General features: G+C 47.8%; 19 protein-coding genes. 8 read left to right on the top strand and 11 right to left on the bottom strand.

Annotated features, from left to right (window positions below; genetic code table 11):
* The first annotated feature begins 16 nt into the window (after positions 1-16).
* From Q0307_RS08955 to Q0307_RS08940, 4 genes are all read left to right on the top strand, one after another.
* Positions 17-1,018 carry a phytanoyl-CoA dioxygenase family protein gene (locus tag Q0307_RS08955; protein WP_298659633.1) on the top strand — a complete coding sequence of 334 codons (1,002 nt, stop codon included), beginning with the start codon at positions 17-19 and terminating at the stop codon, positions 1,016-1,018.
* A 161-nt stretch (positions 1,019-1,179) separates the two neighbouring features.
* Positions 1,180-2,133 carry a magnesium/cobalt transporter CorA gene (gene corA, locus Q0307_RS08950; RefSeq protein WP_298659631.1) on the top strand — a complete coding sequence of 318 codons (954 nt, stop codon included), beginning with the start codon at positions 1,180-1,182 and terminating at the stop codon, positions 2,131-2,133.
* A gap of 126 nt (positions 2,134-2,259) precedes the next feature.
* Positions 2,260-2,517 carry an AbrB/MazE/SpoVT family DNA-binding domain-containing protein gene (locus Q0307_RS08945; RefSeq protein WP_298659629.1) on the top strand — a complete coding sequence of 86 codons (258 nt, stop codon included), beginning with the start codon at positions 2,260-2,262 and terminating at the stop codon, positions 2,515-2,517.
* 5 nt (positions 2,518-2,522) lie between these two features.
* On the top strand, positions 2,523-2,966 hold the full coding sequence (locus Q0307_RS08940) for a PIN domain-containing protein (RefSeq protein ID WP_298659627.1): 444 nt from the start codon (positions 2,523-2,525) through the stop codon (positions 2,964-2,966).
* A gap of 1 nt (position 2,967) precedes the next feature.
* On the opposite strand, the gene Q0307_RS08935 is transcribed toward Q0307_RS08940, so the two are convergent.
* Positions 2,968-3,858 (bottom strand): formylglycine-generating enzyme family protein, encoded by an 891-nt coding sequence (locus tag Q0307_RS08935; protein WP_298659625.1) that lies wholly within the window; start codon positions 3,856-3,858, stop codon positions 2,968-2,970.
* Positions 3,859-4,460: 602 nt separating this feature from the next.
* Between Q0307_RS08935 and Q0307_RS08930 the strand changes: the two genes are divergently transcribed.
* Positions 4,461-4,775, top strand: coding sequence for a type II toxin-antitoxin system MqsA family antitoxin (locus tag Q0307_RS08930; protein ID WP_298659612.1), 315 nt, complete (start codon positions 4,461-4,463; stop codon positions 4,773-4,775).
* A 55-nt stretch (positions 4,776-4,830) separates the two neighbouring features.
* On the opposite strand, the gene Q0307_RS08925 is transcribed toward Q0307_RS08930, so the two are convergent.
* The 6 genes from Q0307_RS08925 to Q0307_RS08900 are packed head-to-tail and all read right to left on the bottom strand — an operon-like array spanning position 4,831 to position 10,599.
* Positions 4,831-5,496: a formylglycine-generating enzyme family protein gene (locus Q0307_RS08925; RefSeq protein ID WP_298659669.1), complete on the bottom strand. Its 666-nt coding sequence runs from the start codon at positions 5,494-5,496 to the stop codon at positions 4,831-4,833.
* Between the two features lie 43 nt (positions 5,497-5,539).
* The gene (locus tag Q0307_RS08920; RefSeq protein WP_298659611.1) at positions 5,540-7,546 is read right to left on the bottom strand and encodes a hypothetical protein; all 2,007 of its coding nucleotides are present in this window, start codon (positions 7,544-7,546) and stop codon (positions 5,540-5,542) included.
* Positions 7,543-7,848 carry a hypothetical protein gene (locus Q0307_RS08915; protein ID WP_298659610.1) on the bottom strand — a complete coding sequence of 102 codons (306 nt, stop codon included), beginning with the start codon at positions 7,846-7,848 and terminating at the stop codon, positions 7,543-7,545. The genes Q0307_RS08920 and Q0307_RS08915 overlap by 4 nt, the downstream gene beginning before the upstream one ends.
* A gap of 3 nt (positions 7,849-7,851) precedes the next feature.
* Entirely contained in the window at positions 7,852-8,601 is a 750-nt protein-coding gene (locus Q0307_RS08910) for a MoxR family ATPase (RefSeq protein ID WP_298659608.1), read from the bottom strand.
* An 11-nt stretch (positions 8,602-8,612) separates the two neighbouring features.
* A complete protein-coding gene (locus Q0307_RS08905; protein ID WP_298659606.1) occupies positions 8,613-10,250 on the bottom strand; it encodes a serine protease in 1,638 nt (545 codons plus the stop codon).
* A gap of 13 nt (positions 10,251-10,263) precedes the next feature.
* Positions 10,264-10,599 (bottom strand): trypco2 family protein, encoded by a 336-nt coding sequence (locus Q0307_RS08900; protein ID WP_298659604.1) that lies wholly within the window; start codon positions 10,597-10,599, stop codon positions 10,264-10,266.
* A 108-nt stretch (positions 10,600-10,707) separates the two neighbouring features.
* Here Q0307_RS08900 and Q0307_RS08895 point away from each other — a divergent pair, with 108 nt between their 5' ends.
* Complete coding sequence (locus Q0307_RS08895) at positions 10,708-11,280, top strand: Uma2 family endonuclease (protein ID WP_298659602.1); 573 nt, start codon at positions 10,708-10,710, stop codon at positions 11,278-11,280.
* A gap of 60 nt (positions 11,281-11,340) precedes the next feature.
* Here Q0307_RS08895 and Q0307_RS08890 read toward each other — a convergent pair whose 3' ends face one another.
* On the bottom strand, positions 11,341-12,117 hold the full coding sequence (locus Q0307_RS08890) for a ferredoxin--NADP reductase (RefSeq protein WP_298659600.1): 777 nt from the start codon (positions 12,115-12,117) through the stop codon (positions 11,341-11,343).
* A 67-nt stretch (positions 12,118-12,184) separates the two neighbouring features.
* Positions 12,185-13,195 (bottom strand): tRNA (adenosine(37)-N6)-threonylcarbamoyltransferase complex transferase subunit TsaD, encoded by a 1,011-nt coding sequence (gene tsaD, locus Q0307_RS08885; protein ID WP_298659598.1) that lies wholly within the window; start codon positions 13,193-13,195, stop codon positions 12,185-12,187.
* Positions 13,196-13,274: 79 nt separating this feature from the next.
* On the opposite strand from tsaD, the gene cysZ reads away from it, so the two are divergent.
* On the top strand, positions 13,275-14,021 hold the full coding sequence (cysZ, locus tag Q0307_RS08880; RefSeq protein WP_298659596.1) for a sulfate transporter CysZ: 747 nt from the start codon (positions 13,275-13,277) through the stop codon (positions 14,019-14,021).
* Here the strand turns inward: cysZ and Q0307_RS08875 are convergent.
* Positions 14,014-15,597: a hypothetical protein gene (locus Q0307_RS08875; protein WP_298659594.1), complete on the bottom strand. Its 1,584-nt coding sequence runs from the start codon at positions 15,595-15,597 to the stop codon at positions 14,014-14,016. The genes cysZ and Q0307_RS08875 overlap by 8 nt on opposite strands.
* Before the next feature lie 106 nt (positions 15,598-15,703).
* Positions 15,704-16,963 carry an outer membrane protein transport protein gene (locus tag Q0307_RS08870; protein WP_298659592.1) on the bottom strand — a complete coding sequence of 420 codons (1,260 nt, stop codon included), beginning with the start codon at positions 16,961-16,963 and terminating at the stop codon, positions 15,704-15,706.
* A gap of 203 nt (positions 16,964-17,166) precedes the next feature.
* On the opposite strand from Q0307_RS08870, the gene Q0307_RS08865 reads away from it, so the two are divergent.
* Entirely contained in the window at positions 17,167-18,828 is a 1,662-nt protein-coding gene (locus tag Q0307_RS08865; protein WP_298659590.1) for a class I SAM-dependent DNA methyltransferase, read from the top strand.
* Positions 18,829-18,870 lie beyond the last annotated feature (42 nt).

The following is an 18,870-nucleotide window of genomic DNA, read 5'->3' as shown; positions in this document are numbered from 1 at the left end:
ATAACCTGATAGCCACATGATGAAAACTCTCTTATACAGCCCTTATTGGTTTTTCCAGCTCTTCACGACTGCTAAATCCTTCAAAGGCAACCCGATTATCGGCAGCCCGATTCTGAATAAATACGGTTTACATATCAGTCGAGTGGTATTAGCCCATGCTAGTATGCGCTTTAGAATGTGGCTATTGAGTTTTGGGGTAGCTCCCGACGATCAAGCGAGCTATCAGCACCATGGATTTATTGCCAAAGAAAACTTTGTGCCTGCAACATTATTTCAGCAAATCGAAACGGAGATTCGCAATTTCCATGGTGAAGTGCGTGAATGCCAACAAGGTGATACGCAAAATCATCGTATTCTGTTAGATCCCGACACCTTAGCTAAACTGCCTTACACCCAGCAGCTATTGAACGATAAAGCCTTCAAGCGCCTGTTACGTTATACCGCAGGGCATCGACGTATGCCTTTTTTCCATATTGAGCAAGTCCGCAATGGGGTGGCGAATGCGGGTAGCGACCCACAAAAGTCTTTACATACTGATACCTTCCATCCGACGATGAAATTCTGGTTATTTCTGGATAATGTAGATGAGCACAATGGGCCTTTCACTTATATTCCCAGCTCTAACCAACTAACTCGTCAGCGTCTGGCTTGGGAATATCAAACTAGCCAAATGGCCTATCGCCATGCTGATTCTTATTCAGCCCGGGGATCGTTTCGCTTTAGTCCTGCGGATCGGGAGGCTTTAGGCTTGCCAGAACCGACAGCGTTTAAGGTGAAAAAAAATACTTTAGTAATCGGTAATACCTTTGGGATTCATGGACGCGGCCAAGCCGATGCAGGCAGCACCCGCTTAGCGATTTGGGGAATGAGCCGCACCAATCCTTTTCTGCCCTTTCCGGGCTTAGGTTTAGTGCTATTTGATCGCTGGCAATATACCATATTAAACACCGTGCGGTCTTGGCAAGACAACAAGGCCGCTAAGCAGGGTAAACAAGCCGCTTGGCATCGCATCGATTAAACTAAAAAAGTTCGCAGTTTAGTAAGCCATTAGCAAGCAAACTGTCATCTGCGAGTTATAGCCTAAGCGCGCAATCTTAGTTTGCCTATGACTCATGGCTTTCTGGTAAACTCTGCGCGCGACTCCCCACCCTTGACTCTAGACCGATAAGGAGGCCAAGCATGTTACGCCTATTCAAAATTGAGAATGGCCTGCTCCATAAAACTAATGTAGAAACCGAACGCTTACGCAATCAGCTCTCTGAAGTGCAATGGGTCGATATGTGTGATCCGGATGATGACGAACGCCTATTGCTAGAGTCCCTCCTACATACTGATTTACCAGAATCAGATGATGTCGAAGAGATCGAATACTCCGCTCGCTGTTTCGTGGATCAATCAGGCATCCATGTGCATGCTTTATTTATTTATCAAGAAGATGGCCGCCATAGTACCGTGTCGGTGGCGTTTATTTTGCAAGACAATCGCTTGATTACGATTCGTGAAGAAAAACTGGCTGACTTCCGTTTATTCCGCTTACGCGCCCGGCGGGGGCAGATTCACTGCACCAACGCCGCCGAGTTATTGGTGACGATGTTTGAGCATAAAGTCGAAAATCACGCGGACTATTTGGAAGATATTCACCATGCACTAGAAGATATTAGTCATTCGGTGCTAGAAGAAGAGGACTCTGATTTAGAAAAATCGATTAGCGATCTGGCGCAACTGGAAGATAGTAATGGAAAAATCCGCTTGTGTTTGATGGATACCCAGCGAGATATTTCCTTTTTGCTGCGTCACTTAAAAGGTAACTCAGAAATCACGGAAACCTTACGCGAAATCATGCACGACATTGAAGGCTTGATGTCACATACCACATTCCTGTTCGACAAAATTAACTTCTTGATGAGTTCCACTCAGGGCTTTATCAATATTAAACAGAATAAGATTATTAAGATTTTCTCGATAGCCGCTGTGGTGTTTTTACCGCCAACCTTAGTAGCGAGTATGTACGGGATGAACTTTACACACATGCCCGAGTTGGAGTGGATGCTGGGTTATCCGTGGGCGATTACTTTAATGGTGATTGCGGGCGTTGCGCCTTATTTGTTCTTTAAGCATAAGGGGTGGTTATAGGTTTGGGGTAATCCTCAGAAGACTACGCTGTAAGGTCAAGAATCGTAGGTACTTTGATTTGCTTTTTTCATTGAAGAACCTAGACTGTAAGAATCGTTTAGTTTCTAAATTTTTATGGTGGCTGCCATGCCGATGATACAAGTACAGGATAAACATCAAATTACCTTACCTAAAGAGGTAGTTGCTTTCCTACAAATAAAACCTGATACCTATCTTGAATATTCCATTACGAACAATGGAGTCATGATTCGCTCTGCTCAATTAAAGAGAAAGAAAGAAAGTATTTTTCGTTATGCAGGCATCAACAGAAAACAGCACAGCTACGCAACGGCTCAAGAAGCCGACACCTTTATTTCTGGTCTTCGTGATGATTGGGATAAATAACCACCATGCAGGAACACCTCAAAGGTAAACGAGTCTACTTTGACACTAACCCCATTATTTACTTTGTAGAAGGGCATGATATTTTTTATTCAGCCGTAAAACCGATTTTTGACCTATTGGATCAAGACTTGATCACTGCTTTTACTGCTGAATTTACCGTTACCGAAGTATTGATCAAGCCTTATCGTGATCAGCTTCATGAACTCATTGAAGCCTATCAAGGGCTGTTGCTTGAGTCTGAGTATTTTACTTTGCTTGGAGCAAATGCAACTACCTTCCATCAAGCTGCTAAACTTGGAGGTGAGACTGGGATGAGAACCCCCGATGCCATTCACATGGCAACCGCTTATGAAAACCAATGCGATTTCTTCATTACCAATGATAAACGAATACGAAGTTATCAGCATGTCATTGTCCTTCAGGTTTCCGACTTAATCGAGATAATCTAACTCACCCCGCCGTCTGTCCACCTGCTCGTGCTGGCGCTACTCCGTGACGCGCCTGCCCGCTCAGGCTGCCAGATGGCTCCTGACCGTAGCTCAGATGACCTAGGGCAAACCGGATACCAAGGTAGTAATCCCTGCTGACAGGCGTGTGCCTATTACGGTGGGCAGAACGGCAGAGCCTACCGATAAAGAACCACGAGCCGCCACGAAGCACGCGAAACTTCCCCAAGCCAGCCCCTGCCGGGTCTGTCTGCGCGTCTACGCCGTAGGCGCTATACCAGTCGCTGCACCATTCCCAAACATTGCCATGCATTTCATACAAGCCCCAGGCATTTGGGGGCAAGCTTTTGACAGCGACTGTTGCCCCTCGGTATAGCCCTTGTTTCCCATCCTGATAGGGATAACGGCCATTATAATTTACTTGGTCGGGGGTTATATTCGCCCCAAATGAAAACGGGGTCGTTGTGCCCGCTCGGCAAGCACACTCCCATTCCGCTTCGGTCGGGAGGCGCATTTGTAAAGATGAATGGAAGGTATTGAAGCGCTCAAGAAATACTTGGGTGTCCACCCAACTGACGTTCTCTAATGGCAACTCAGCTCCCTTAAAATAACTCGGATTATCGTCCATCATCGCTTGCCACAAGGCTTGAGTACAGGCGGTATCCGCTAGCCAATAGCCTTGGGTCAGCGTGACTGGGTGTTGGGTTTCGTCTTCATCGCGCTCCTTTTCATCGGGAGGTGATCCCATTAAAAAGCGACCCGCCGCTATCCAACGAAAAGCTTGACGAATGCCTTGATAATTGAAGGCCATCCATAACCCATAACGATCTTCGCCCCAATCGCAAGCCCACGGGGCAGGAAATTCAGGGGGAGAGAGGGGGTGGCGAAGGGTCATAGGACAATGGTCTATCAAAAGAAATTAAAGGGCGGTCATCTGGTAAGCTTTCGATTGAGTATCCACGGTATCTACTAGCATACCAGAGACCTTGCTTTTTGCCTGTGTCAGCACAAGACAGGATAACGATCTGGTCATTTATTTTACACCTCCAGAGGCGGATGACGCTGCAAATTTTTACGCCGCCACAGCAAACTATCGGTGTGGTCAAAGCCCCGCCAGATTGCAGCCTGACAGGGCTTTAGGGTTTGAATGGATTGGCACATCCATTGATTATACGGGATTCCCGTAGTAACATTACACAATGTATACCATCATCGAAACACCGACCTTTCAAAAACAAGCTGACGCGATATGGTCAGAAGATGAGCGCCTAGCATTCATTCAATGGCTCGCGGTCAATCCTGAAGCAGGCGATGTTATTCCCAATGCCGATGGTGCTAGAAAAGTTCGTTGGCACTTAAAAGGCACTGGGAAAAGTGGTGGCGTTCGTATCATCTACTTCAACAAAACGGAAGCTGGTTACATTTACCTAATTGCGCTTTACCGCAAAGCTGACCAAGCCAACATGCCACCCCATGAAATCAAAAAGAGGCGACCTGATGAACATCGAAAAAATAACCGCCGCTATCGAAGCCGATGCAGGCGAGGCTATTCCCGACTTAAAAACCAGCCTCGCTGAAATGGAAGCGGGATTAGCAGGGCGTACTTACACGCCAGAACAACTACTTATTACTGAAGTACGCCAAACGCTCAAGGTCTCTCAAGCTCGCTTTGCTGGTTTGATTGATACACCCTTAGCGACCCTGCGTGATTGGGAGCAAGGCCGCTTTAAACCCGCAGGGGCTGTATTATGCCTGCTTCGTTTGCTAAGCAAGCATCCTGAAATGGCAATGGATTTAGGCGAGCCTAACTAAGGCTTGAGTTCGACGTAAACCAAGCGCGTGCAGCTTGAACGAATCGTTCTATAACTCACCCCGCAGTCTGTCCACCTGCTCGTGCTGGCGCTACTCCGTGACGCGCCTGCCCGCTCAGGCTGCCAGCCTGCTCCTGACCTATACCTGAGCTCAGATGACCTAGGGCAAACCGGAAACCAAGGTAGCTGTACCAGTTGTCAGGCGCGTGCCTATCGCGGTCGGCAGAACGGCAGTACCTACCGCCGCTGAACCACGAGCCGCCACGAACCACGCGTTGCTCACCCGAGCCAGCCCCGCGCGGGTCTGTCTGTGGCTCTGCTCCGTAGTCACTAGCATACCAATCTTCACACCATTCCCAGACATTACCATGCATCTCATACAAGCCCCAAGTATTCGGCGGATAAGTTTTAACGGGCTGAGTTGCTCCCTTTAAATTATGGTTATTCCATTCACCTGAATAATTCACTCGCCCCAAATTCAGCTCAGCCTTGCTACCGAAAGCAAAGGCGGTGTTTGTTCCCGCACGGCAGGCACACTCCCATTCGGCTTCGGTCGGGAGACGTAGCGCTAACTGCGGATAAGCTTGGCTTAATTTTTGCAAAAAGGCTTGTGCATCCTCCCAACTCACACTGTCGACAAGGCGCTGCTCGCCCTTAAAATAGCTCGGGTTATTGCCCATCACCGCTTGCCAGAGGGCTTGAGTCACGGTCGTATCAGTCAGCCAATAGCCTTGGGTGAGGGTGACAGGGTGCTGGGTTTCATCCTCATAGCGCCCCCATCAAGAAAGTTTGCGGGGGAATATAGCGAAAGCGTTGGGGGATGTTTTGGAATACTAAATCAAAATAAACCCCAAACTCATCCGCACCCATTGGTTCAATGGCGAATTGCAAACCAGCGGCGGCACAAGTGACTGAGCCTGCCCATGCCGGACGCACTAACCCAGCCAGTGTCCAACACTCCCCGCCGATATGCAGTTGCCACGGCTCAGCACTCGGTGAAAACTGTAAACAGTCACTCACCGAGAGGTAATGATCCAGCAAAACCTCAGCACGTTGTTCAATCACGGGCTGCTGGGTAGTACGAATACTAGCCAAAGGATAGAAGGCCAGCTTGAATCCGGTTGGCTGCAAAGCTTGCAAGGCAGCGTCTGTGCCTAGATAAAACCACTCCCCGACCTGTACCAAGCGATAAGTTTGCATCCCTCCGGTACTTGCCAAAAAAGCATTGGCGGCTTGATGATTTAACCATGCAGGGCGCGAAGCGGTGCTTGCTTGGCAGCGACTGAGGATAGCCCACAGTGAGGAATAATAAGCCCTCTCACCTTTGAGCATATCGGGTTGTTGTGCCAACAGATATTGCCCCTGATAGGCCAAACCACGCTGCTCACTTTCCGTATGAACGGCTAGGATAAATTGCTGGAGATAACGCTCCGCTGCTATCACCTGTGCATCCTGTGGCTCTGCTCCCACTGCACACAAAGACACCGCCGTGGAATAATCCAATAAGAACTGATTAGCCAGTTGGCAAGTCACCAGTTGATAAAAAACTTTCGCCAATTCGGGCTGTTGTTGTAAGTGCTCTTGTAAGGCTGCCCGACAATGCGCACTGTATTCGGGTTTAAACTCAATATGGGTCGTTAGGCGCTCTACTTCTGGATAATTCCATGCCAATAATTCAGCAGCGACTCCCAATGGTTGTGGGTGCGGTAATTGATAACGTAGCGCCCGCATAAAACGCGGCTCAATCTCCACCGCTACGGATAGCAACTCCAAAAAGGACTCCACCCCTGCGGCATCCGCTTGTTTTGCCTCATCAATTTGCGCCCTGTGTAAACCGGTGGCACTAAGCACTTGCAAAGTACTAAAGCGATCCCATGAGATCACTTGAAAACAGCGGCTCAATTCATCACTGAGATAGCGCGACGGGGCGGGCAATAAGACATAAGGACGACTAGCCTGCTGCTGTAACCAACGCCCGAAATTCAGCCAATCACGACTGCGTTGCCCACTCGACTCGTAGACACCTAAATCACTGAGAATCAATACGGGCTGTGCGGAACTCAGCCATAAAGTTTGCTCTTTACCCTCCACTAGCACGCGGCGAGTTGCCAAATCGACTAAGGTAGCAAACACCAAACCTATCCGTCCCCGTTCCACACTTAGCGCTTGCTGCAGATAAGCATAATCGGCGGTCAAACCTTTTAAACTGAGACTACTATCGAATAATACCACCGCTTGGCTTGCCCAAATCTGGCGCTGGCGCTTAGGTAAAACCCTAATCTGTTCACCTTTGGCTAAGCGTTTAACCAGTTTATTCATATCTGGACGTGCTAGCGCTTGCTGCTCACTCAAACTAGAGCGTAAGAGCGGCAATAATCTGACCCATGACACTAAAGGCCCAAAGGGGGGTAGATCAACCGCTAAGCGTTTGGGCGCAGCTAAATCTAAAGCTTGCCCTTCCAGCGCAGCCACCCACGCTGGCATCGCTACACGCCCATCTGCCTCGTCAACTGGTAACCAATCGCTAGGCTCACAGGCAGTACGTTGATAAAACACCGTAGAAGGTAAAGGCGCTGGTGTATCAAGCACGGGTTCAACGGTGACGGCTCTAGTAGGTGGTGAACTAAGCAAAGGTAAGCTGGGGGCAGATGCTACCTCTCGCAGCGTTTGAGTTCGCTTATAACCAAAACAATCCAAGACTTCAGCTAACTCAAGCAGTGAATGCTCACTTAGATAAAGGAGCAAGTCCGCCCGACTCACGCTGCTATTCACGGCTCCCCAACCTCCCCGCTTAGGGTTTGGCGCTGTTTCATGCCGGGGTGTTTTTTCAGGGCAAAATCCTGAATATCCACCAAACGCTGTAACTGTTCTGCCGTGGATAAATTCATCCGTGCCAAGACCCGCAATAGATCCAGATATTCAGCCTGCCCAGGTGGCTTCATACCCAGAGCGCTCGCTTGACCGCGCTCAGCGTACAGTTGACATGCTGCTTGCTCCAAGATGGCTGGCTCAAAAAGACAGCTTCCATCCTCCTTACGGAAATGCTCCTCACCCCGCTGCACCAGATAAGCCACCAATTAATCCTCTGTTTCTAGCAGCTCCAAATGCAATACCAAACAACGGCGCACAAAAGCGGCAGGCAATTGGCGGTCTTCATTAGTAGTGATCACCACTAACGGGCGCAGCGCCTGAGGGTCATCTGCATGGTAGCCAATGCTTTCATTCACCCAAGGAATACGGAAACGTGCATTGTCCAAGGTTTCCAGCAAGCTATTCGACAAATCGGCATCTGCTTTGTCAATTTCATCAATCAGCAACACCACTCCTTTAGGTGGCTCCACAGGACTATCTGGCAAATTTAGCGCATGCTGGGGATTAGGATGATAAGACTTGCATTCACTTGCTTGATAATAGCGTTCTGCCGTCTGCCAAGCATAAGCCCACCACAAGCCCCCCGGACTGAGGAATTTTTTCGGGTCGAGTGCCGTTTGCAATAACTTAGCATCGGCTTTATCTGCCAACACACTCAAGAGTTGGGCTTGCCCCAAGCGGCTGACTGCATCAAAGCGATACCACAAGTCTTGAATCTCTGTGTGGGCACTCACCACTTCAGAGACCAACTCCCAACCGAATGCAACAGCCGCCGCCCGCGCCAACTGGCTTTTGCCTGTACCCGGATCACCCCGCACCAACAACGGACGCTCCGCCAACCAAGCGGCCTGCAAAGCTAATACCGTACGTGCATCAAAAACATGCACCGTTTCCTTCCATGTACCATAGGCAGGCAAGCGATAAATATGCTTAACCTTAATATCTGGAATGATCATGTTTCATGCTCCTAGTTTAGACCATTGATTTCATTATAGAAGCCATTAATTGCTGCCTGTATATCCGCTTCTGGTACAAGTAACCAACGACTGTCTTGCTCTAACTCTGTGCCATATTCAATCACAGTCATTTCACCCAACTGACTTAATAGGTCACGATAAATACCTTCAACAAACCCAACACACTCAGGTGCAAGATAATCACTACCCGTAAAAGCGATGTAATAGTGTTTTGGACTACGGGGATGATTACGTTTAGCCCGCAGCTCGGCATTTAAACGTTGGATATCGTGGTGGTTAAATTTGTAGTCTTTTGGTTTTTGCTCTCTGATTTCTGGAAAAACCTGATTCCAAATCTCTACAAACGCTTTGCAGACACTGGTTTCACCATCCCATTTAAAAAAGCTGGGCGGTACACGAATGAGATAACGACTGGGCTGATCAGAACCCGTCTCATGCACAAAATCGGCTTTACGCTGAAAACGGCGAGCCAACACAATTTCAATCCCTGTTTTTGATTGAACACTCTTCAAATGAAAAAACAAACTAGTGTGTCCACGACAGTCGGGCAATACTTCCCACAAATAGTTTTCATCCATGCTGGCAATCACCAACCAACCGACCAAAGCTTGAGCAGTCCGCTTGATAGCAGCAAGGGTATCCAGTTTAGTTTGACTGGAAAAACGCAGGCCACCCTCCACAATACAATCCGCTGTCGCAGCCGCAATACAACTAATCGCCTCCTCAATAGCCAGCTCCACTAGCGCATCAGCCAAAGCAGTAGTGGCAGCCTTCGATATTAGACCCACATCTGCTAGGTCAACATCCAACTCAGCCGCCAATTGCTCCTGTAACAAAGTACTCGAACCTAATGACATTAACTCCTTACTGAGCTTATCTAGCAAATATTGACGGAACTCATCTTGTAACTTGGGTTTTGGTAATAATTGAGTAGCAACTTCAGTTTTTAGAGCAAGCTGCCTAAAACCTTCGCATTTTCCTGCTAGCAACAAATAGGGGATAGAAACAGCAATGAGCCTATCTTCAAATACATCGTCAAAGTTCTGCGCCGTGTTTTGATACTTTGGAGGTGTGCGAATCAACACTCCAACTAGTTTATTGGTATCAGAACGAAAAACAGGTGCTCCTGACATGCCCTTCCACAAAGCTGATTCGGAGGTATTACCCTCAGAGGTCAATTGCTGCACATAATAATCACGCTTTGGCGCAAAAAATGTACCCTTAGCGGGTGTTTTAATCCGAATCCCAACTTCTTTGCCTGCACGTGGATAACCAAAGCTTTTCCAGCGTATATCACTGCTTGGAAACGTCTCCTCTAGGACAGCAGGAATTTTACCTAGCGGCTCAGTATCACAAGCTACTAAAGCAATATCAAACGCCACAGACTCAAACACAATCGCCGACTGCTGAATCTTAGTCACATAATAAGGCTGATCTTCATCTGACCGTTCCCAGCTTAAGACTCGCTCACTGGCTGCATTCATTTTTTCACAATACAGCACATGACGTGCAGTCAGAATCAGACCATCCCGTACAGGATAGCCTGTACCTATCGAAATTTTAGGCTTGCCAAATTCATCAAGCGCATTACTTACAATCTCGATTTTAAGGATCAGGTTTTCATTCATGATGGCTGACCTGCTAGTCAAAATCAGCGATTTGCACGTCCTCTACTTGCTGGGTGCTGGGGTTAATACGCTTAGGCTTCAATTTCAAGCGAATGGTATGGGCTTGCTCCTTGGCATACTCGCCTGCCGCTTCCGCACTAGCTTTGCCTAAGTCAAACCCCAAGACCTTAAACTCGACTTCAACACCCGCCACCCCATTACCCGACTTGGTAATCTGTGTATGTAGTTCTACTTCAACTTCCTCCAAATCAAAACGCACGATTTTCCCCTCACCCTCTTTAATCGCAGCCTCAATATCTGAACGCAAGGCGGTGATAATCTCCACCAATTGACGTGAACCGGTACTCATGTAGACTCCTAAAATACTTGAGATTAAAAATATTCAGCGGTACTTTGATTTAAGCACAATCCCCTGAACTCTCGAAATGCTACTAAGCCAATTTTTAAGGATACAGTTATGTCTGTTGCTCTAGCAATTCAACTCAGCACGGCTGACTACCTCCATGGTGAGCGCCAAGCACCTGAAAAACACGAATATATTCAAGGCCAAATCTACGCGATGGCAGGAGCAAGTCGTGAGCATAATCAACTGGTGTTTAATCTGGCGGGTTTATTACATGCCCAATTACGCGCTAAACCCTGTTCTGCTTTTGTAGCAGATATGCGGGTGCGGACACGCCCGAATGAAGCTTACTTTTATCCAGACTTGACAGTGGTATGTGGTGAATTACAGTTTGAAGATGAGCATAGCGATACCTTGCTAAACCCTAGTGTGATTATCGAAGTTTTATCACCTTCTACAGAAGGCTATGATCGCGGCGCTAAATTTGCACATTACCGACGTTTGGCTTCTCTACAAGAATATATTTTGGTCGCACAAGATCGTTTAAGTATTGAACACTATCTGCGCACAGCAGAAGGGCAATGGCTGTTATCAGAGGCCAGTGAATGGCAACAAGAGCTTGTTATTCATAGCATTAACTGTGTGTTGACAGTCCAAGATGTCTATGAAAAGGTTTTAATAAACTAAATAATATTTTTATAGGCAGCAGCACTCTAATCAAGTACTGCTTAGCTGGTGGCTTAAACTTTATTTCTCCACAAACGCCCGCTCAATCACATAATCTCCCGCTTCACCTTGGCGCGGAGAAATCTGGAAACCATATTCATTCAACAACGTTGAGGTATCGTTTAGCATGGCAGGGCTACCACAAATCATGGCTCGATCAAATTCAGGATTGAGTGGTTCTTGGCCGATATGCTGAAACAGCTCGCCACTACGGATTAATTTAGTTAACCGTCCGTGATGCACAAAAGGTTCGCGGGTAACGGCTGGATAGTAAACTAACTTCTCACGCACTAATTCTTCTAAGAATTCATTATTCGGCAGTTCGTTTTCCAAATAATTTTTATAGGCTAGTTCACTCTGCCACCGCACACCATGCATGAGAATAACTTTATCGAAAGCCTCATACATTTCTGGGTCATGCACCAAGCTCATAAAGGGCGCTAACCCCGTGCCCGTGGCAAATAAAAATAAGCGCTTACCCGGCCTTAGATCGCGCAGGACTAAAGTACCGGTGGGCTTTTTGCTGATCATGACCGAATCACCGACTTGCAGATGTTGCAAGCGTGAAGTGAGTTGACCGTCTTGAACTTTAATGCTGAAGAACTCTAAATAGTCTTCGTGATTAGCGCTAGCAATGCTATACGCACGCATTAAAGGCTTGCCTTCGACTTGCAAACCAATCATGACAAACTGTCCATTGACAAAGCGAAAGGCTTGATCACGGGTGGTGCGGAAAGAAAATAATGACTCATTCCAGTGACGCACAGCCGTCACATTTTCAGTCAAAAAAGCGCTCATGTTAAATCTTACAATCCTTCAAATCTAAAACTTTAAAAACGGCGGCGCCAGTGTACTCTGGTCTATATTAACTAGCGAGTGCTGCTAACTCGGTCAAAGGCCAACGTGGGCGGGGCTGAATGACCGGCGGCTCAGCAACAGCACCTGCTTGTAAACGTAAAGCACCTGCATAAGCAATCATCGCTCCATTATCCGTGCAAAACTCTAAGCGTGGAAAATACACTTGCGCTTTCAGGTCTTTTAAACGTTGGCGTAAACGCTTATTCGCACCCACTCCACCCGCAATGACCAAAGTTTTGCGCCCAGTTTGCTCTAAAGCCCGCTTACATTTTATAAACAAAGTTTCGACCACGGCTTCTTCAAAGGCCTGTGCAATATCGGCTTTATCCTGCTCAGTTTGTGTAGAGTTTTGCCAAGTGGTAAGGCTAAAAGTTTTCAGGCCACTAAAGCTAAAATCGCAGCCGGGGCGGTCGGTCATTGGACGGGGGAATTTATACACCCCTGCTCTGCCCTGTTCTGCTAGCTTCGCCAGCAAGGGGCCACCCGGATAAGCTAAACCTAATAATTTGGCGGTTTTATCAAAAGCTTCACCGGCTGCATCATCGACACTCTCACCTAAGATTTGATATTCACCAATCCGTGGCACATCCACCAGCATGGTATGCCCACCGGATACCAGTAGAGCTACAAAAGGTAGTTGAGGTGGCTCAGGTTCGAGCATAGGTGCGAGTAAATGCCCTTCCATGTGATGTACGCCAACAGCAGGAATTTTTAAGCCCCACGCTAAGGAACGTGCAATCGAAGCCCCCACCATCAAAGCACCAATCAAACCGGGGCCAGAAGTATAAGCAATGCCCTCTAAATCCTTAAGCTTTAACTCAGCCGCCGTTAATACTTCATCAATCAGTGGCAATACCCGTTGAATATGATCGCGTGAGGCTAATTCAGGCACTACGCCCCCGTATTCAGCATGCATTTTCACTTGGCTAAATAAGCGATGCGCGAGTAAACCTCGTTCGGTGTCATAAATGGCCACGCCGGTTTCATCACAGGAGGTTTCAATCCCTAAGACACGCATAGTTTCCGCCTAACATTGACAAAGCTAAAACCGCCTATTATACCTGCACTCACTCGTTTGTCGTAAAACAAGGACAATTATGACTGGCTTATTTCAAGGCATGCGTTATGTACTCAAGGGTTTTTCGCTGATTACCCAACCCGGGATTCGGCCTTTTGTAGCCATACCTTTATTGATCAATATTTTAATTTTTACTGGCGGTATTTGGTTAGTCTCTAGCCAAGTGGAACGTTGGATGGAGCATTTGCTTCCCACTTGGCTGACTTGGTTAGAGTGGTTACTATGGCCGGTGTTTATCGTAGTGATTTTCTTTGCCGTGTTTTATACCTTCACCATGATCGCCAATATTATTTCCGCCCCCTTTAACTCAGTCCTCGCTGAGCAAATCGAAAAGCGCTTGAATGGTTTGCCAGTGGCTGAATTCCAAGGTTTCAAGTCCATTCCCAGCTTAATCACTCGCACCTTTCGCAGTGAAGCTAGCAAACTCTGGTATATGGCAAAATGGGGAATTTTACTGATTCTGATTACCCTCATTCCGGGGGTGAATGTGATTTCGCCGCTAGCTTGGACAATTTTTGGCGCTTGGATGCTAGCGATTGAATATGCGGATTATCCAATGGGTAATCATAATCTATTCTTTAAAGATGAGCTGCGAACCCTGAAACAACACCCCACCCAAGCATTAGGCTTTGGTTGGGTTTTATCCTTAATGACCGCTATCCCTGTCCTGAACTTTTTCGCAATGCCCGTCGGTGTAGCGGGTGCTACGGCTTTATGGGTGGAGGAACTGTCTAAAAATCAGCGGGAACGTTTAAGCACTAATTGACATTCATCCCATTAATAAACACTTCTAGCCAAGTATAACCACTTGCCTTCGGGGCTTCCTTAGCGGCATCACTCGCATCAGCAGGATTTAAGCCCTGCTGTTGCTCCCAACGATCTGACATTCCATCTTTATCAGCATCAGGATAAGGCTCGCCCTCAATAGTTGCTGGAAAACCACCGACTTCAGACTCTGCAAAAGGAAAGCTTTTATTTCGATAAGTACCCGAACGATATTCATCCACATAACGCTGATCGATCAAATCACGATTGTTTACCCACTGACCGAAGCTATTAATCCGCTGATTAGCTCCAGCTTGCTCTAGCACTAAACCTTCAGCATCCATAGCAGCCTGTGCAGTAATAGGGATACCATTCGGGCTTAAAGCCTTAGTGCGCCACCAACTCATAGGTAGTTGTTTACTACAAGCTGCTGTACGCGCTGCATAATGACAGAGCAGGTTAACCGATCCCTTAATCGCCTGACCTGCTGGCAGATAACGATTATCTTTTAAATATAAAGAAGGTTCACCGGGCACACCATCCCACCAACCTTCGGGGTCTTTTTGCTTTTGGTTGCGAGCTGCAGGGACTAAATGTAAACCACCCCGCTGTTGATCATAATCGGCTAAGGTAATCGGCCCTGCCTTCCAAGTATTGCCAATTACATCGGCTTCTACCGCGCCAGACAAGACAGTTGGCAACCATTGCCAGTTATAGATCAAATTATTAATGAACTGACCACGCTGAGTGAGCAGATCACCATTCCGTTTTTGGGTATGAACCAATAGATTGTGATGCAAACTCAGACGATCAGCGGCGTATTTAGGATCGCCATCATAACCGGACATAAAAGCAGAACTCGGATGACCTCTGCCATCAATATGACGTACCAGACCTTCACCTAGGATATTCCACGAAATTGTAATATCAGTCGCCGTTCCTTTCGAGCCATCCCATAGCTCGCCAGTGTACACACTTAAACCCTCAGCAGGTGTCCAACTAACAGAACAATGATCAATCACTACCGCATGCGCGTTATTGGCAATCATGAAGGTTTCAGGAGTTTGCTGCCCCGCAAAGACGGGCAATTGCCGCCCAGTACGAAAGCGTACATAGCGCATCACCACATCATGGGTTAAAAGCGTAATGCCGTTATTTTTAATAGTAATGCCATCAGCGGGAGCCGTTTGTCCTGCCACCGTCAGATAAGGGCTTTTGATGCGGATATTGGCTAAACGCTGAATATCCGTTTGCTTGGTTTTGTCATTCCAAGTGGTTTTATCAGGTAATAGTTCAATGACACCCGAAACTCGAAATACCACTGTGCGTGGATAAGGCTGCAAGAGTGCCCAGCGTAAAGTACCCGGCACTAGCTTAGTCGGATCTGCAAGGTCTTCCGTAGTACAAGCTTTAGTCGGGCAAGGATCATCTAAACGCTCCACGATCAAAACTTTACCGGCACGCCCACCTAAGCTAACAGCCCCATCCCCTTCCGCACCCGGAAACGCTGGTAAGCTAGCTTGAATAGGCTCTGCTAGTAAATAGGCAACACATAGCCCAAAGATCGCTCGCTTCATACCTCAAGGTATAAACAAGCTCTGAGTCATTTGCTAAGGCTGATAGGGATAACTGGCTAGAAACACACGCCCGATGAGCGTGTGTAAAAGTGGAGCGGTTAATAATTTAGAATCGATGGCTATAGGAAACACCAATAGCATTTTGCTTCATCTTTAAGTTATAAGCGTCTAAAGCAATAGGGCCGGGCGGTGGCACAGTGGTATCACCTTTGGTTTCATTCTCGAAAGTATGTACAAAGGAAGCGATTAAGCTCGACTTGGGTGTAAGTTGCCATTCTGCGCCTAAAGTGAGGTGCTGCTCAGCTACCCCGGGCGCCAAAACGTTCACGGTGGTTTCAGAAGAACGCACTGGATTGGTACCCTTATTATAGCCCAGCATCACTGCCATCTGCGGCGTCACCTGCTGTTTTACACCAAGTTTAACCGCTGTGACATCTTTCCAACCGAACCCGGGGCCATCTTTACCACCAAACTGCACTGGCTTATGGCTACTATTCCCAATTGCTGCAAGATCGCTATAACTAATTTTTTGTACATCACCCACAATTAAAGTACTTGGAGCAGCCTGCCAAGCAAAACCAACACTCAAAGCCGCAGGGACATCAAACTCGCCGCCATTCGCAAATAACCCAGAATATTGATCGAATTTGCCCATACTAACTTTTGAACGATATGCAACCCCTAAAGAAAGGTTAGGTGCGACTTTACCTTGCCAACCAATACTTGCACCAATGCCAGTAGAACTATCGTAGCCATTATTGGTTACATGCCCGGGATTGGCAGAGAAACGAGCATTATCAAAATTTTGCAAGCCCTCAGCCTTGAATTTGTGATAAACCAAATTCGCCGAAACCCCAATGGAATGATGCTCATTCAATTTATAACTGAGGGTAGGCGCTATAAATAACTGCTGATAATCAACCCCAGCTTTACCCGTCCCAAAGTTAGGATTCTTCTCATAGCTGGTATTCATGCCCCCATTGCCGTAAACCGCTAAGCCGAAATCGAACTGCTTAAAACTACGTTTATACGAACCTTCAGGAATGAAGAAATTTTGCTTACCATTGCCGTCGTAAGTCACATCTGCGGGCATCCCAAATGCCTTACCATTAAAGGTTGCGCTACGTTTAGGCTGGAAAATCTCTAAGCCTACATCAAAGCCATCCTCAACAAATGAGGTGGCGGCAGGATTACTGGCGATACTGGAAGTATTTGCAGCATAACCGGTAGCAGCCCCCCCAAGGCTGCGATGCTCCATCCCCAAACCGATAGGAGCTAGGCCATTAGTAGCCAAAGCAGGTAAAGTGTAAAAGCTTAATAGAATAGCTGCGGCCAGCGATGATCGGCGCAAAATAGTTGCGTACATAGTTTTCTCTCCTCTTCAGCGGTCATGATATACCTAAAGATATACTCACCGAAGCAGCGCAAAACTGTCAATCGAAAATAAGCTAAGTATCTCTAATGGTTAGCCTAAGCGTTTCCTGAAAGGACGAGTTGCGATGCCTGCTCCACAGATGCCTGACCGGCACGCTTCAGTTAAGATAGCCCCCTGTCTACTCAGGAGTTCGTATGAAACTAACCCTCTCTCGCCTAGAAAGTTTGCTTTTCGCCGCCTGTGATGACCTACGCGGCAGTCTGGAAGCCAGCGAATACAAGGAATACATCTTTGGTATGCTATTTCTCAAGCGGGCTAATGATCTGTTTGAGCAACGCCGCGATGAGTTACGGGCAGAACTGGTAGCACAAGGAATGTCTGCCGAAGACATTGAAGCATTTTTGGCAGATTCGGATAACTATTCCGGCAAATATTTCTACGTGCCGGAATCCGCCCGTTGGCATGAGGGCTGGACGGAAACCATCACCAACAAGGGTGAAACCCTCCTGACCATCAACCACCCTGCCCTGAAACACGTCAAGGTCAACGTCGGCACCACCCTGAACAAGGCGCTGGCAGCCATTGAAGAAGCCAACCCTGATGCCCTTCAGGACGTGCTGGGCAATATCAACTTCAACCGCAAGATCGGGCAGCGCACGCTGGACGATGACACGCTCGCTAATTTCATTCAGAACTTTGAAAAAATCCCGCTCAAGGATGAGGACTTTGAATTCCCCGACCTGCTGGGCGCAGCGTATGAATGGTTGATCAAGTTCTTTGCCGATACCGCAGGCAAGAAAGCCGGTGAGTTCTATACACCTGCGGAGGTAGTGCGCCTGTGCGTCGAAATCTGTGATCCACGCGAAGGCATGAGTGTTTATGACCCGACGGTGGGTTCGGGTGGCATGTTGATCCAGATGCGCGATTACCTGCGCGAACATGGTGGCGATGCCAATGAATTATCCTTGAACGGGCAGGAAAAAATCGGCACTACCTGGTCGATCTGCAAGATGAACATGCTGCTGCACGGCATTTCCCATGCCGACATCCGCCAGGAAGATACCTTGCGCGAACCGCAGCATCTGGATGAAAACAATGAGCTGAAACGCTTTGATCGGGTGGTGGCCAATCCGCCCTTCAGCCAGAACTACATCAAGAAGGACATGAAGTTTCCGGGGCGCTTTGCGGTGGATATGCCGGAAAAAGGCAAAAAAGCCGACCTGATGTTTGTGCAACACATGCTGGCAGTGCTGAAACACGAGGGGCGTTTGGCAACGGTGATGCCGCACGGGGTGTTGTTTCGGGGTGGTGAAGAGCGCGACGCCCGCAAGCATTTCATTGATAACCACTATCTGGAAGCGGTGATTGGCTTGCCCAGTAACCTGTTCTACGGCACGGGCATTCCCGCCTGCATTATGGTGATGAACAAAGCGGGCAGACAGGAACGCGACAGCGTGCTGTTCATCAATGCTGACCGTGAATACCGCGAGGGCAAGGCGCAAAACCACCTGCGCCCGGAAGACATCGACAAGATCATCTATGCCTACCGCTCCCCTGCCGATATTCCGGCTTACTCGCGCCATGTGCCGATAGCCGAGATTGTCGCCGAGGAGTATAACTGCAATATCCGCCGCTATGTAGATAATGCACCGCCACCCGAGCCGCAGGATGTCCGCGCCCATTTGCATGGCGGCATTCCACTGGTGGAAGTGGATAACCTGCAACACTACTGGGATAACTACGCGCCATTGCGTGGGGATTTGTTTGTCCGCCGAGAAACCCCACCTAACCTCCCCTTGTCAGGGGAGGGACAGGAAATGTTGGCATCTTTCAACTCCTCCCCTGATAAGGCATAAGTATCTACACAAATCCCCGGAATTTCTTGATAATCGGGGATA

The sequence above is a fragment of the uncultured Thiothrix sp. genome, assembly GCF_937873765.1.
In the GTDB taxonomy this organism is placed as follows: domain Bacteria; phylum Pseudomonadota; class Gammaproteobacteria; order Thiotrichales; family Thiotrichaceae; genus Thiolinea.
Note: the sequence above shows the minus strand (reverse complement) of the source record. Positions and strands in the feature narration are given on the sequence as shown.